The organism is Cellulophaga baltica (assembly GCF_018861125.1).
Classification (GTDB): Bacteria; Bacteroidota; Bacteroidia; order Flavobacteriales; family Flavobacteriaceae; genus Cellulophaga; species Cellulophaga baltica_A.
Map to the genome: position 1 here is coordinate 224,821 of NZ_JAHKQN010000005.1, position 15,611 is coordinate 240,431.

10 protein-coding genes and 1 riboswitch are annotated in these 15,611 nt (G+C 31.8%); of the genes, 1 reads left to right on the top strand and 9 read right to left on the bottom strand.

Going from position 1 to position 15,611, the window contains the following annotated elements; all coding sequences use genetic code 11:
• Nucleotides 1-47: 47 nt before the first annotated feature.
• The 5 genes from KO500_RS01730 to KO500_RS01750 form a co-directional block, all read right to left on the bottom strand.
• A complete protein-coding gene (locus KO500_RS01730) occupies nt 48-1,322 on the bottom strand; it encodes an O-acetylhomoserine aminocarboxypropyltransferase/cysteine synthase family protein (RefSeq protein WP_215954769.1) in 1,275 nt (424 codons plus the stop codon).
• A gap of 136 nt (nt 1,323-1,458) precedes the next feature.
• A riboswitch (SAM riboswitch) is annotated at nt 1,459-1,578 on the bottom strand.
• A gap of 139 nt (nt 1,579-1,717) precedes the next feature.
• Complete coding sequence (locus KO500_RS01735; RefSeq protein ID WP_215954770.1) at nt 1,718-3,670, bottom strand: CocE/NonD family hydrolase; 1,953 nt, start codon at nt 3,668-3,670, stop codon at nt 1,718-1,720.
• An 87-nt stretch (nt 3,671-3,757) separates the two neighbouring features.
• Nucleotides 3,758-5,014 (bottom strand): methionine adenosyltransferase, encoded by a 1,257-nt coding sequence (gene metK / locus KO500_RS01740; RefSeq protein ID WP_215954771.1) that lies wholly within the window; start codon nt 5,012-5,014, stop codon nt 3,758-3,760.
• A 194-nt stretch (nt 5,015-5,208) separates the two neighbouring features.
• Nucleotides 5,209-7,908 (bottom strand): outer membrane beta-barrel protein, encoded by a 2,700-nt coding sequence (locus tag KO500_RS01745; protein WP_215954772.1) that lies wholly within the window; start codon nt 7,906-7,908, stop codon nt 5,209-5,211.
• Nucleotides 7,908-8,756, bottom strand: coding sequence for a GLPGLI family protein (locus tag KO500_RS01750; protein ID WP_215954773.1), 849 nt, complete (start codon nt 8,754-8,756; stop codon nt 7,908-7,910). Before KO500_RS01750 ends, KO500_RS01745 begins: the two co-directional genes overlap by 1 nt.
• A 189-nt stretch (nt 8,757-8,945) precedes the next feature.
• Here KO500_RS01750 and KO500_RS01755 point away from each other — a divergent pair, with 189 nt between their 5' ends.
• Entirely contained in the window at nt 8,946-9,560 is a 615-nt protein-coding gene (locus KO500_RS01755; RefSeq protein WP_215954774.1) for a deoxynucleoside kinase, read from the top strand.
• Nucleotides 9,561-9,577: 17 nt separating this feature from the next.
• Here the strand turns inward: KO500_RS01755 and KO500_RS01760 are convergent, their stop codons facing one another.
• The 4 genes from KO500_RS01760 to KO500_RS01775 form a co-directional block, all read right to left on the bottom strand.
• Nucleotides 9,578-11,176 (bottom strand): beta-1,3-glucanase family protein, encoded by a 1,599-nt coding sequence (locus tag KO500_RS01760; RefSeq protein ID WP_215954775.1) that lies wholly within the window; start codon nt 11,174-11,176, stop codon nt 9,578-9,580.
• A 93-nt stretch (nt 11,177-11,269) separates the two neighbouring features.
• Nucleotides 11,270-12,271 (bottom strand): App1 family protein, encoded by a 1,002-nt coding sequence (locus KO500_RS01765; RefSeq protein ID WP_215954776.1) that lies wholly within the window; start codon nt 12,269-12,271, stop codon nt 11,270-11,272.
• A 183-nt stretch (nt 12,272-12,454) separates the two neighbouring features.
• A complete protein-coding gene (locus KO500_RS01770) occupies nt 12,455-12,982 on the bottom strand; it encodes an inorganic diphosphatase (RefSeq protein WP_215954777.1) in 528 nt (175 codons plus the stop codon).
• A 126-nt stretch (nt 12,983-13,108) separates the two neighbouring features.
• The gene (locus KO500_RS01775; protein WP_215954778.1) at nt 13,109-15,604 is read right to left on the bottom strand and encodes a DUF5686 family protein; all 2,496 of its coding nucleotides are present in this window, start codon (nt 15,602-15,604) and stop codon (nt 13,109-13,111) included.
• Nucleotides 15,605-15,611: the final 7 nt, after the last annotated feature.

A 15,611-nucleotide genomic window follows, 5' to 3' on the forward strand; every position in this document is an offset into this window, starting at 1 on the left:
CTAGAATATTATAAATTACAATACTCAAATTGATAAACTTAATCTTATTAAAGTGATTTAAAAGCGTTTTCTAAATCAGCTTTTAAATCTTCAATATCTTCCAAACCAACAGACAAACGAATTAAATCTTGTCCAACACCAGCACTATCTTGTTGTTCTACAGTTAATTGTTGGTGTGTTGTACTTGCTGGGTGAATTATTAAAGATTTTGTATCTCCTATATTTGCCAATAAAGAAAATACTTCAGTTGCATCTGTTACCTTTTTGGCTGCTTCAAAACCACCTTTTACTCCAAAAGTTACTATTCCACTTTGTCCTTTTGGTAAATATTCTTTTGCTAAATCGTAATATTCACTACTCTTTAACCCTGGATAATTAACCCATGCAACCTCATCTCTTGCCTCTAACCAAGTTGCCAATTCTAATGCATTCGCACTATGTTGTTTGATACGAACGTTTAAAGTTTCGAGACCTTGAATAATTTGAAAAGCATTGAACGGACTCAAAGCTCCACCAAAATCACGCAAACCTTCTAAAATCAATTTAAATGTAAATGCAGCAGCTCCTAATGCTTGACTGTACACCAAACCATGATACCCAGCAGAAGGCTCTGTAAATTCAGGAAATTTACCATTAGTCCAGTCAAAAGTACCAGCATCAATAATTGCACCACCTAGTGAGTTACCTTGACCACCAATATATTTAGTTAAAGAATGGATTACCAAGTTCGCTCCATGCTCAATTGGATTTAATAATGCCGGAGAGGCAACTGTATTATCAACAATAAATGGTACTTGTGCCGCTTTTGCTTCTTTTGAAATTGCTTTCAAGTCCAGCACATCTAATTTGGGATTACCTAAAGATTCTACAAAAATTGCTCTTGTATTATCTTGCACTGCTTTACCAAAATTTTCAGGATTTGAAGCATCAACAAAAGTTGTTGCAATACCTAAACGTGGCAAGGTTACATTTAGTAAATTAAACGTACCACCATACAAACTACTCGAAGCTACAATATGATCACCAGCTTTTAATAAAGTTAACAAACCCGTAGAAATTGCTGCAGTACCAGATGCGAAAACAACTGCACCTACACCACCTTCAACAGCTGCTAATCTGTTTTGTAAAATTTCATTTGTTGGATTATTTAAACGTGTGTAAATAAACCCAAGTTCTTTTAAAGAAAAAAGATTAGCGGCATGATCAGTATCATTAAATACATACGAAGAAGATTGGTAAATTGGCACCGCTCTTGTTCCTGATGTTTGCGTTGTGTCATGCCCAGCATGTAAGGCGTTAGTTGAAAATTTTTGATCACTCATGATTTTTTTGTTTTTTAAATTAATTTTTAAACTAAAAAAGCCAAACGTCATTACTCCAACTTAGGATTGCAATAGACAAAAAATCAAAAAGTTATTAAGAAGAAAATTTTCAATCGCTAGAATAAGCAATTGATTTTCGTTATCTGCCGCCAATGCATTACTGCAAATTTTGGTAGAATTTAGCACCTTCATTGCAATGTGCAAAGGGTTGCTAAGGTTTCAATGGGTCTATTCCCTCCGCCTTTCTTGATAACTATTCAATACGTGTTTGAACTTATAAGGTGCAAATATAGGTATGGAAATTTTTATATTCCAAATAATAGACAACTATTTTTTAATTTCTACTATTTACCAATACCTAAAATGATATATCTTTATTTATTAACATCTCTTAATCATGGTTTTAAGACCGAAAATTCTATACTAGAATCTGTAAACACTGTATGTGTTTGCGTTTTAAAATCAGAAGCATCCGCTTTAAAAATATTATCTACATAGGTCTGCGGATTTAAATCTATTAAAGGAAACCAAGTACTCTGTACTTGTATTTGAAGTTTATGTCCTTTTTTAATGGTGTGAAAAACATCTTGTAACTTAATATTTACTTCAGTTTTTTTATTTGAAACAAAAGGTTCTGGTTCACTAAAACTATTTCTAAACCTACCACGCAACACTTCGCTCCTTACCATCATATGGTAATTACTCATTTTTAAATGACCTTGCATCTCTTCAACAGTTGGCTCATCGGCTGGGTGCACATCAATCACTTTTACAATCCAATCAGCTGCCGTACCCGTTGTTGCGACCTTCAATTTCGCTAAAATATCGCCTGCTAATGTTAGATCTTCCTCCATAACTTCTGTTTCATAAACTAAAACATCTGAACGACGTGCCGCAAAGCGCTGATCGTCTGTCATGTATTTTCTTGGTGTAAATACCGATTTTATATCCTCTGAATACGGGACTGGCTTTTTGACATTACTTACAAAACTAATCCCTTTTTGTTCTTTTTTATCCTCACTCAAAACTTGATTATCTGACAAGAAAAATTCTTCTTTAACCACTCCTTTTGGTGGCCAGCTATCGTACGTTTTCCAGTCTTTTTTTCCTGTATCAAAAACATAAGCCTCAGGCAAATCACTATTATAATCACCTTTCCCTTTTAGGAAATGATTAAAAAATTTAGTTTCTATATTTTCTTGAAAAAACTCAGAAATTGAATCTCCAAAATAATAATTACCAACTATATTTTTTCCTCTAGTACGTGCCCAAGCGCCATGATCCCATGGACCGAAAACCATTGTATTATAATTATCTTTATTATACTTTTCAATATTTTTATAAGTCTCTAATGGACCATATAAATCTTCAGCATCAAACCAACCACCAACAATCATAGTTGCTACACTAGGTTTTACATTTTTCAAATGCTGAATTAAACCCCTACTTTTCCAAAGCTCATCATAATTAGGGTGTTCAATTAACTCTTTCCAGAAAAAATCATCAACCATATCATCTGTTCCTACCCTAGGGTTATCCTTCGTTCCATATTGAAAAAAGGAATTTAAGTTTTTTAAAGGTCCTGCATCTAGAAAAAATTGATATTGATCTTCTGATGGCAATTCAGGCAATGTGTACCATGCCGTATCAGTTGGTTTATCTCCATTTGGTCTTTCAGTACCAAAAAGTGATGTTGCTCTAAAATAACTTAACAAATAAGCTCCGTTATGGTGGAAATCATCAAAAAAGAAATCACCGATACAAGCTTGTGGCGACGCTGCTTTTAAAGCAGGGTGCGCATCTACAGTTGCATATGTAGAATAATAACCAGGATAAGAAATTCCCCAAATACCAACATTACCATTATTATGCTCAACATTATTAACCAACCAATCAATTGTATCATAGGTATCAGAACTTTCATCGACATCCTTATCTGATTTTTTATTAGGTATGTAAGCACGCATATTTTCATAGTGCCCCTCACTTAACCAACGCCCACGAACATCTTGATAAACAATAATATTCCCTTCTTTCATAAGATGCGTATTGGGTCCAATTTTTGTTTTTAACTTACCTTCTCCGTATGGCTTAGAACTATATGGAGTTCGTTGCATTATAATTGGGTATTTCTTTGAAGTATCTTTTGGAGTATAAATCGTAGTATGAAGCTTAACGCCATCTCTCATTGTTATATCAACTTCGCTTTTAGTATAATTATCTGCTACATAAGTATTCTCAACTTTAGCAGTTTCATCTGTAGCGATTTTGTCGCTTGTAATCTCAACTTTATCTTTACACGAAAAAACAATTAAAACAAGAGCGAGTAACCAAATTTTACTTTTCATATTTTCAATTTATTAGCAGCCTAAATTTAGTAAAACAAAAAAGAACCCGTTAAGGTTCTTTTTATAAAATTTCAAAAATGTTATGTATTATAGATTGAAGGCTTTTTTAACCTCATCTTGCATGTCTAATTTTTCCCAAGTAAATAACTCAACTTCCTTTTCTACTTTACCATTGTAAGGTGATTCAAAAGTTTTTGTTACTGTTACTGGTTCTTTACCCATATGACCGTAAGCTGCAGTTTCTAAGTAAATAGGATTACGTAATTTTAATCTATCTTCAATAGCAAACGGACGCATATCAAACAATGATGCTACTTTTTTAGCAATTTCACCATCATTTAATTTTACTTTAGCTGTGCCATAAGTATCAACATATATTGATGTTGGTTCAACAACACCAATTGCATAACTTACTTGTACTAAAATTTCATCAGCAACACCAGCTGCTACTAAATTTTTAGCGACGTGACGTGATGCATAAGCTGCACTTCTATCAACCTTACTAGGGTCTTTACCACTAAATGCACCACCACCGTGAGCACCTTTACCACCATAAGTATCAACAATAATTTTACGACCTGTTAAACCTGTATCACCATGTGGCCCACCGATAACAAATTTACCTGTTGGGTTTATGTGGTATGTAATAGCATCATTAAATAACTCTTGAATATGTTCTGGTAATTGGGCTTTTACTCGAGGGATTAAAATAGCTACAATATCTTCTTTAATTTTAGCTAACATTTTATCATCATCAGCATCAAAACCATCATGTTGTGTTGATACAACAATAGTATCAATACGTTGTGGTACATTATCATCACTATACTCGATAGTTACTTGTGCTTTAGCATCAGGGCGTAAATACGTAATTTCATCACTTTCTCTACGTAAGTCAGCTAAGACTTGTAATATTTTATGCGAAATATCTAATGCTAAAGGCATGTAGTTCTCAGTTTCTTTAGTCGCATACCCAAACATCATCCCCTGGTCTCCTGCACCTTGCTCTTCTTTTGAACCACGATCTACACCTTGACTAATATCTTTTGATTGTTCGTGAATTAATGATATTACACCACAAGAATCACCACTGAATTGGTATTCTCCTTTTGTGTATCCTATTTTATTAATCACATCTCTTGCGATTTGTTGTACATCTAAATAGGTATCACTTTTAACCTCACCGGCTAAAACTACTTGACCTGTAGTTACTAATGTTTCACAAGCTACTTTACTCTCTTGGTCAAATGCCAAAAAATTATCTAATAATGCATCACTAATTTGATCTGCTACTTTATCAGGGTGTCCTTCACTAACTGATTCTGATGTAAATAAATATGCCATTACTGGTGTTATTTTGCTAGAATGGACTTGACAGGTTGTGCAAAAGAAGACGTGACTAAAATTATAGTTTTAGTCACAACTGCTTTAGCATTTTTAATGAGGTTGCAATCAGTCAAATCCTTCCTCCAATTATTATTGGCACAAAAGTATAAGAAATGATTTGATTTGAAAAATCCTTTAACAAGAATTTGTTTTTACAACTCGTATTTTATTTTTAACATCGTATATCTTGGTTGTACTACATACATTGAAGTACTAAAATATAACTCATTATAACTATCTTGATTTATTTCTTGGTTATCTAATAAGTTAGTTACTTCAATACTATATTCCCATTTACTATCTTTCTTTTGGTATGATAAACTTGTGTCTAAAAAACCATATTTATTATCAATTGTATCAGCATCATCATAGTAACTATAATAATCAAAATCTGCCAAGAAAATAAAATTCTTTAAAAAAGCCGCATCAAATCTAGCATATGGTGTTTCTGTAAAATATGTAGACTCTGTACCTCCATTATTATAATCGTTAATTGAATAGTTATACCCTAACTCGATATTTGGTGCATTTTTAAAACTCGTTGCCAATGATGCTTTATAACTTTGTGTGAATGATTCAGACACACTTGGCTCATCATTAACAATATTATTTAAGTTTGAATAGGACAGTGATGCTCTAGTACTTACTTTAATTTTCCCAAACGTTCTTTGAAAATTAGCCGAACCAGATAACACATCATCTTCTAAATTAGAATTTATAGTTGAAGTAACCTGGTTAATACCAATAATCTCACTATTATTTTTAAATGCATCTATACGCTTACTATAACTAACATTTGCAAATATATTCTGCATGTTAAACATATTAAAGCTAAAGAAGTTAAGTGATAAGTTATGATACAAAGCACTTTCTAAATCGCTATTACCACGGTAAATAGAATTATAATTACTAAAAATATAAGCGCTTGCATATTTCTCTATATCTGAAAATTGACGATTTACAGTGTAATTAAAACGAATACTCTCTGAACTTTTTAATTGAAAATTCACAAATAAATCTGGCACCACATTTAAGAAATCATCAGTAGTTGTTCCTCCCAATTGTTCATTTTTAGCCGTGTAACTATGTGCAATAACCCCTGGATTAATCGTAAACTTACCTGCTATTAACTTATAATGAAAACCTAAATACACATCAGAAAAAGTAAAGTCAACATCGTCATTATTTAAATCTGAGTCTTCAAAATCAAGTTCTGAACCATCATCTAAAATTTGAAATATGTATGAATTAAATGTCTGCTTACTTTGTGTTGCACCTAATGTGAAATTCAAATTACTTTTAGGACCAGTAATTAAATAATAATCTGATTTAAAATCAAACTTATTTGTTTTTACCTTTTTATCTTGATTAATATTAAAGTTAGATTGCGTATCATCTAAAGGAATAATACTTGCGAAAGGTTGCTCATCACGAATTGCATTATAAAAAGGATCTTCATTCTGAATTAAATACTCAGTTTCAAAAGCAAAAATATTTTTTTCATTTATAGTATAATATGCATTTGCATTCTGCTTAATTTGAGTTGGTGTTTGTTTTTTAGTTTCAAAAATTTGATCTGTTACATCAGAAACAGAAAGCACATCAACATCTTCATTTTCATCAGAAAACTTACCCATTATCTCATATTCCAATTGCAAATTAGCATTAGGGTTATATGCGGCTCCTAATTTTAATAAACCAATATGTGATTTTTGATTTGTACCCGTAGTAGTTGACTCTTGAACATCACTACTCGTATATGTTTTTGAAGCTATCGTTTGCATATCAGTATCACTGTAAGAGTATATTGCATAACCACTCAAATCTAATGATTCTGTTGGCGCATAACTAAAGTTTACTGCCCCGAACTTTGTATTTATTTCTTTTGCTTTATTGTTTTGCAATGTAGATAAACCTAATCCACCTTCACTAACCGTAAAGCTTGTACCTGTATTACTAGTTCTACTTCTAAAACCACCCGTAAAATTTCTATAATCGCGTGAAGTGAATGAAATTTCCCCAATATTATTTATATCCGTAAGTACATTTAAACTAAATTTAGGACTATAAAAGAATAATTTAGGATGTGCCAAATAACGGCTATCAGGACCAACACCAGCTGTAACTTCACCAAACCAGAATTTCTCTTTTCCTTCTTTCAGCTTAATATTTATAGCAACATTATCTTGATTGTTCGTAACACTCTTCAGTTGTGAAACTTCAGTAAAATTTCTTAAAACTTCAATTTTATCTAAGGCATTTGCTGGTATATTTTTAGCTGCTAATTTTGAATCACCATCAAAAAAATCTTTTCCATTTACCATTACCTTGGTAACTGTATTTCCTTCTACTTCAATTTCACCATCGTCATTAATCTCCACACCTGGTAATTTTTTAAGCACATCTTCAAGTTTCTTTTCAGTACCTGTAGAAAATGAATCTGAATTATAAACAATAGTATCACCTTTAATAGTTACAGGCATTTCATAAACCACCTCAACCTCATCTAAACTTTCTGACTGTTCATCAAGTTCAATATTACGTGTAATATCACTTTCTCCAACTTGTATTGATAATTCTTTAGTTTGAAAACCTATAAAGCTAAATTTAAGGCTATAGGTTGCATTAGCATTAACACTTACTTTATATTGCCCTTTTGAATTTGTTATGCCAAAACCATCTAAGGCTTTAGTCTCTTGATTTACCGCAACAACATTGGCCATTTCTAAACCAACTCCATAACTATCATTCACTACACCCGTAATTGTAATATTTTGAGCATATGAAAAAAACGAACTTATTAAAAGTACCGCTATCAGCGTTCCTTTTATATTTTTAAATTGTAAACTCATTAACGTGGCCCTCTATCATTTCCTCTGTTACCTCCTCTAAATCTCTCTCTCAACTCTTCCATCTTTTTAGTTAAGGTTTCATCATACTCCGCTTGAGTTACTTTTTTACCTTTAGTAGGAAACTTAATTTCTTCTTTATCAGTTGCATTTAAAACTAATTTTGTACACAAAACAATTGTTTTTCCTGCACTTACTTCTAAAATCAACCCTGGTAATCCCCAGTATTCACCAGGACCTTGACTAATAGGAATTTCTGGTGTAAACCATGCAGTAACTTCAACCTCTGTAGGTTCCTCTTCTTTCTCCTCATTTTCATCTTCATCTTCATTTCTTCTAGGTGGACCTCTAAAAGCTGTAGCATCTGAAGCACTTACTGTTTTTGTCGTAGTTGCTTTATAACATAAATAGTTTCCTATTTGTTTAGTCTCACTACCCATTGTCCATTTAAATGTTTCTAAATCATCTTGAATAAGGAAAAACTTACCAACCATTTCTTTTTGATTTGTATACGTCTTTGTTTGCAAGTCTTTATATAGTTTACCAGAAGTATTAAAACCACCAAATCTTCCGCGACCGCCACCACCATTTGCGCTAGGAGCTTCCAATTTTTCCTCTTCTAAATATGACGCTGTAGACTTATCGAAAGTTAATACAAAAGTTTTTTCTAAATTACTTTTAATACGCGCTAAAATTCTTTTCTTCTGTTCTTCGGACATTTGCCTACCTCCAAAATCAAAATCTGCCATTGATGTTTTAGATTGATAAACCGCTTTGCCCTGAAAATCTTGCGCGTAGCCCAATGCAACAAAAAGCATATAAACAACCACTACAAATGTTCCTTTTTTCATATTTATAACTATTAAATGTTATAATATGACTACAAAAAACTCATATGGTTTAAAATTAAAATGAAAAAAAGTAATTATTTTTACAATCGAAAATCTACATCAAATTTTAGGGTGTATTTTTTTCACAAGCCGATAAACATCGTATCTTGTGTTCCCCTTTTATTATTAAAATTTTAAATAAAAATCATTATGCATGTTGCGGTTGCCGGAAATATTGGGGCAGGAAAAACTACTTTAACCAAATTACTTTCTAAACATTTTAATTGGGAACCTCATTTTGAAGATGTGGTTGACAACCCATACCTTGATGATTTTTATAATCAAATGGAACGTTGGAGTTTTAACCTTCAAATCTATTTTTTAAATTCAAGATTTAGACAAATTTTAGAAATTAGAGAAACGGGCAAAAATATTATTCAAGACCGTACTATTTATGAGGATGCATATATTTTCGCTCCAAATCTTCATGCGATGGGACTTTTGGCCAATAGAGATTTTGAAAATTATTCAAGCTTATTTGAATTAATGCAAAAGTTAGTACAACCACCAGATTTATTGATTTACTTAAGAAGCTCGATACCCAATTTAGTAAACCAAATTCATAAACGTGGTCGCGAATATGAAAATACAATTTCTATTGATTATTTAAGTAGACTTAATGAACGTTATGAAGCTTGGATTCAAAGTTATGAAAAAGGAAAACTGTTAATTATTGATGTAGATAATTTAGATTTTGTTGATAATCCTGAAGATTTAGGTGTGATAATTAATAAAATTGATGCAGAAATAAATGGTTTATTCTAATATTTACAGAATAAACCTTAATTAACTAGTAGCTTAAAAGTTTTTCTTGTTAAACCTGTTTTTTGATATGCAACTATATAATAAACTCCTGTAGCCAAACCAATGGTTTCAATAGTAAACAAATCTTCTTCACTTACCAATTCAGAATTAATATACATACCGTCTAAACCATAGATACTAACATAAACCTCACCTTCAAAACCAACCAATTGAGGGTTTACTCCATTTGTAGCGTTAGGGTATATAGCTAATGTGTTTTCTAAATTATCTTCAAATTCTTCGTTTTCTTCTGTTATTTCAATAAAACCATTATCACCATAACCACCAATAATAACTTTGACATCTATAGGAAATGTTGTTTGAATTGTTGAAGAGTGATCACCAACATCATCATAAGCAAAAGCATATGTTTTAGAATCATAACTTACTTCATTATCATGAAAATATTTTACATACTCGTTGTAAGGACTATAAATAAAATAACGCGAAGCATCATGTGAATACTGTATTGTTTCATCAATAATATCAGTATAAATAGCATGTCTAGTTATTGCTGCAGAAATTTGAGCTTGTATCATTAAATCTTCATTATAAGCTTCTACATTTTCGCTAGCATCATAGGGTGTATACGCTAAAGAGCCCGAACCTTCTAACGCATCTACAGTACTCGGTTTCCAATAAATTGTTGCAATAGTACCATCTGCAGGATCTGTAAATTTAAATTCACCATCAGAATTCACACGACCAACCCAAGTTCCACGATCTCCAATATTAATATTTAAATCATGCTGACTATAAGTATCCCAAATTTCATCAATATAATCATCTAAAACATCATCAGAAAATTCAGCTACTTTTGAAGGTTGTTCTATTATTGGCTCCCCATCATAGGAGTGTGTCTTTATGGTTTTAGCTACTAAATACGAATCACTAACCTCTTCATCCCACTTTTCCAAAATATCTTGATGAGATAATAGTTCCCCTATTTTTTTAAACTCCGCAGTACCACTTCCACTTGTTGCTATACTATAAGACTCTTCATAACTATCACTTTCAAGACCTCCAGAATAGCCATTCACTTCTAAAGCCATTGGATATTGATAAGCATCAACACGGCTTGTATTTGTCCATAAACCAGAATCCCCCCAAGTTAATTCTACTATCTCCCAACGAATTCCATCATTTGGGTCTGTATCTGAATTTAAATTTGCACCTGCATAACCACCAGTTTCATGAAAGCGTAAATACATTGGAGATTCAAAAGAAATGAAAATTCTACAAGCATATAACCCTTGAGGGATTTGAATAGTTTTTTCATCTATATCACTCAGCTTCGTAAATATATCAGGGTATAACCAATCAGAAGGCGTACTCCATTCTGGGCCCGGAACTGTATTATCGTCTGCATTCATTTCTTGCAGAGAACTATCCGTTAATCGCATCCAAACATCACCCGTCTCACCAAATTTACCTACTAAGCCTATATAAATTTCACCATCAGCATATTCTGAGTTATTTTCAAATGTATATGGCACTGTAAGCTGCTGTGCAACTAAGTTTGTTCCGAAAAAAATTTGTAGTAAAAGGAATAATAATTTGATCTTAGTTATTGTCATAATAATTACAACTAAAACTGATAAAAATTATTGCTTTGATAATATGTAGTACAACGATTAAAGAATAAAGTTATAAATAGAAGACTTTGTAATTTATATAAATCCCATTTTTTTTGCATGAGCAACTGCCTGAATACTATCTTCAACAAATAAAATTGGTGTTGTTTTATAATCACTAAAAACACCTTTTGCCCTTATCATTCTTTTTTTATGATTTACACTTCGCAAATAAATAGCCGCTATCCTATCAGGAAATAACTCTGCTATTTCTTTATAAATATCAGCATCATGCTCACCACTATCACCAATTAATATCATAGGCAGATTAGGGTAAGTTTTTAAAATATTTAAAATCTCAATTTGTTTTTGAGGCTTATCGCCCGTATTTTTTCTCTTAAAAAAAGATTGCATACTACGCAATAATATTGGACCCTCCGGAAAATCATTCTGTTCTAAAAATAAGTTTAAATACCTATATAAATTCCAAGGGCTATGGCTCACATAAAAAATAGGATTTGCGTTGTCACCATCTTTACCGTTATGTAATAAATTATAAAGTTCAGAAGCTCCTTTTAAAGGCAATCGTTTTTTTACCGCCTTAAATGCTGTATTAATTAAAACCTTCCATTTTAAAGTTGACACTACACCCGTATGCAGAATAGTATCATCAATATCACTAATAACACCAAAACAAGCTTTCTTTGATGGAATTAATGTTTTTGCAGGAAACTTATTCTCATTTTGGATGGTTCTTTTAACCTTTGAATCTGCATAAGAAACATGATAATTCACCCAACCTTCATCATCAATATAAGTTTTTAAATTTTTAACCTCAACGGCTATTTTAAAATAGCCATGATTATCTGTTGTAGTTTTAAAAATTTCGCCATTAGGCAATAACACATTGATATTTGCATGTTTAATTTCATCTGTTTCCATTCGTTTCCATGAATTTAAAAACAAATGAAACCAACCTTTACTATCTAAATTAATAGATTCATCCTCTAACGCCCTTCCTCTTAAATAAAGATGGGTATTGGTGCCGTAAGAATCAAAAGTGATTATTTGTAAAGGATCTTTCTTAAACAATTTCATAGTATAATAGTATAAAAAATCAAGCTAAAAAACAGCTATTTGCACTTGAAAATATCAGCAATTAATTAACAATCATTTTTTAACCTGTTATCATAGCTTTAAGAATTGACTTAATAATATGACTCACAAAAAAAGTCATGCTAATTAGCATGACTTTTTTTTATTTTACAAACACGAGTTTTATTAGATCTTGAATGTATTCTTCTTTTTATGCTCGCTTTGGTTGTAACGCTCAACACACTCATGGTAAATTTCGATTGCTTTATCTGCATCACTCCATCCACCTGTATCAACTTTTTTCTTTTCTAAATCTTTATAAACTTTAAAGAAATGCTCAATCTCTTTTAATCTATGCGGATTTAAGTCACTTATATCACGGTTATTACTCCAAATTGGATCTGATACCGGTACACAGATAACTTTCTCATCTGGTCCTTTTTCATCAGTCATGTGAAAAATTCCAATTGGTCGCACTTCCATAACTACCATTGGATATGTTGGTTGATGCCCTAAAACTAAAACATCTAACGGGTCACTATCTAAAGCCAAAGTTTCAGGCACAAAACCATAATCACCAGGGTACATCATTGAAGAAAAAAGCATTCTATCAAATCTAATCTTATGTAGATCGAAATCATACTCATATTTATTTCTACTCCCTTTTGGAATTTCGATTAAAACATCGAATGTAATGTCTTTGCTATTACTCATAATATTACTCTAAAATTATCTTCTCAAAGATACTTCAATTATTTATTTACATGCTTTAAATACCTAAGAATTGAACTAAAATAAGTCAAAATATTTTACGAAAACGGTGTAGTACAACGTAGCCTTCTAAAATTTAAACCCATAAGAACCAGTTACACTAAAAGGTCTTGCATCGGGGTTATCTAAATAATTTCCTCTGAAATTAAAGTCTATTCTAAATATCTTAAATATGTTACCAATACCAAACGAGTATTCCCAATAAATATTATCGTCTGGCGCAAGTAAAGGTATATTTGTAGGGCTACTTAAAGCTATATTCTCATCAGACAACTGACCCCAAACACCTCTTAAGCCAACATATTCTCTAAGATTCCATTTTTTAATAATCGGAATTCTTGAAAAGATACGACCATTGAAATTATGTTCAAAATGCACCGAAGCATAAGTATCTGTCACAAACTCATAAAAATTTAAATTAGGGAATGTTCCGTAGATAGAAAATAATGTTTGGTTACCCGGTATAACATTTAGCAAACCTAAAGGAACTTCGCCAAAAGTTTTACCAACTTCAACAGTACTATATAACCGGCCAAAACCACCTAGTTGCCAAGGTTGTGTGTACGAAAATTGCACCTTACTATAATCAAAACCACTTTCAAAAACATCTTTCACACCCTTAGTATATTTAAAAAACAAGGTACTATAAGTGTCATTTATATTTTGGCGTTCTACACCATAACCTATAGTCCTTCTACCTGGGGTGTATAACAAAGTAGTTGATAAATCAAACTGTTTTATTTCAGATGAAATACCAGTAGGCGAAGTTGGGTCTATATAATCTAAACTAAAATCTTCTGGCAGTGCAGAACTTAACTTCCTAAAAGATCCACCAACCCTTACATTAAAATTATTAGAAGGTTCTACCGCAACAGCAAAAGTAGTTAAATCAATATTTGACAACTTATTATTAGAACCAACTGAAAACACAGCTGATGATGCCGTACTCCTACCCAAAACATCATTTGTTGAGGTTAAGCTAATTCCTAACTGTTCAACATCTTTTCTATTACCACCAGATATCGTTAATCTGCTTTTCTTATCTAACAGCCATTTACCCGATATACCATGTTTTACCCTTTCATCGCCAAAACCATAAGCTAAATAACCCTCTATACGCCATGGATCATTTTGCCCAAAATACGTTCGCGCACCCATTCTGGTTCGTATACCTTCAGCCTCATTATAACCAAAAATGCTATATACATCACCAATATCTATATTCCACTTATCAATTTCAACATAACCAGAACCTAAAATACTGATAATATTATAGTAGCTTTTAAACTTAGGGACCGTTTTTAAGGTATCTAATAGTTTGTAAACTCCTTTTTCATCTTTATTTAGGGCTTCAAGTCTATTATTTTGCCAAAAAACACTATCACGGTCTACAACACCGCCATCAAATTGGTTCGCTAAATTTTTATAAAACTTGTCATCTTTAACTTCGTCAAAAACATAATTATCGTAAACCGTTGTTCGCTTACCATAAATACCTTTAGCTTCTTCCTTTTTAGAGAAACTAAAGTCACTAAGCATATAATCACGTTTTAAAAGAAATACAGAATCACTTACAACCTCAAACTCTTGCTCAATATAAATCTCTTTTACCCAGTTTATATTTGCACTTTTTGTTACGGCTAAATTGATATCCTTAATTGCATAAGTAGAGTCATTTACCCAGAAGTTACCTTTAAAAGTTAATTCATTTTTACGCCTTGGATAATATACAATATTGTAACACCACTTATTATCAATATAAGCACTATCCGTTAAGGCATAATTATAAACATCTATTCCTGTTTTTGATAGCGGACTCGTAAAACTCTTATCAAAGAATTTCATGTAATTATCATAGATATCATAATCAGAATACAAATCTTCAACAAAAGCAGTTAATGATTGATTATTGGTAAACCCTGAATTTTTAGTTCCTAATATCTTTTCTCTTTCTGTATTTTTAATATTATCGCCGTATACTTTTGATGCTGTTTCATTTAAAAATATTGGCAAATATGTTTTACCGGTAACCCTTGAAGTATCAAGATCATCAAAAACAAACTCAAGACCATTAAACATTTTGCTATTAATCAAGGCACTATCAATAGTGTTTAAATCAAACTCTATTTTCTCGTACTTTTCGTAATTGTATTGATTAAAAAGTTTGACCCCGTTTTGTCTTTTTCTTTCCCAGATTTTTCTTAATATATCAATCGCTGGATTATTCTTTTTAGATTGTTTACCAGATATTATAACCACCTCTTTTAACTGCTCACCTTGTCCTTCTGCCAAAACAATATCCATATTGTAAGACACTTTTTGAGTCAAAGCTATTTCTTGAGTTTCAAAACCTACAAATGAAATTACTAAAGTATCAAATGTTTGATCTGCTTCTAAGTAAAAAACACCATCATCGTTAGTGATGGTACCTATGGTAGAGTTTTTGAATAAAACATTCGCAAAAGCAACAGGAGCCCCCGTTTCATCTTTTACAACACCACCTACCTTTGTCTGAGAAAAAAGAAAACTTGTGAAAAATAATAATAGAAAAAATATTTTATTCATTAGACCA

Excerpts from the sequence above, each read along its gene's own strand:
- KO500_RS01745 (WP_215954772.1), bottom strand. The coding sequence starts at position 7,908 with ATGAGTTTACAATTTAAAAATATAAAAGGAACGCTGATAGCGGTACTT.
- KO500_RS01775 (WP_215954778.1), bottom strand. The coding sequence starts at position 15,604 with ATGAATAAAATATTTTTTCTATTATTATTTTTCACAAGTTTTCTTTTT.
- metK (WP_215954771.1), bottom strand. The coding sequence starts at position 5,014 with ATGGCATATTTATTTACATCAGAATCAGTTAGTGAAGGACACCCTGAT.
- KO500_RS01770 (WP_215954777.1), bottom strand. The coding sequence starts at position 12,982 with ATGAGTAATAGCAAAGACATTACATTCGATGTTTTAATCGAAATTCCA.
- KO500_RS01730 (WP_215954769.1), bottom strand. The coding sequence starts at position 1,322 with ATGAGTGATCAAAAATTTTCAACTAACGCCTTACATGCTGGGCATGAC.
- KO500_RS01750 (WP_215954773.1), bottom strand. The coding sequence starts at position 8,756 with ATGAAAAAAGGAACATTTGTAGTGGTTGTTTATATGCTTTTTGTTGCA.
- KO500_RS01765 (WP_215954776.1), bottom strand. The coding sequence starts at position 12,271 with ATGAAATTGTTTAAGAAAGATCCTTTACAAATAATCACTTTTGATTCT.
- KO500_RS01760 (WP_215954775.1), bottom strand. The coding sequence starts at position 11,176 with ATGACAATAACTAAGATCAAATTATTATTCCTTTTACTACAAATTTTT.
- KO500_RS01755 (WP_215954774.1), top strand. The coding sequence starts at position 8,946 with ATGCATGTTGCGGTTGCCGGAAATATTGGGGCAGGAAAAACTACTTTA.
- KO500_RS01735 (WP_215954770.1), bottom strand. The coding sequence starts at position 3,670 with ATGAAAAGTAAAATTTGGTTACTCGCTCTTGTTTTAATTGTTTTTTCG.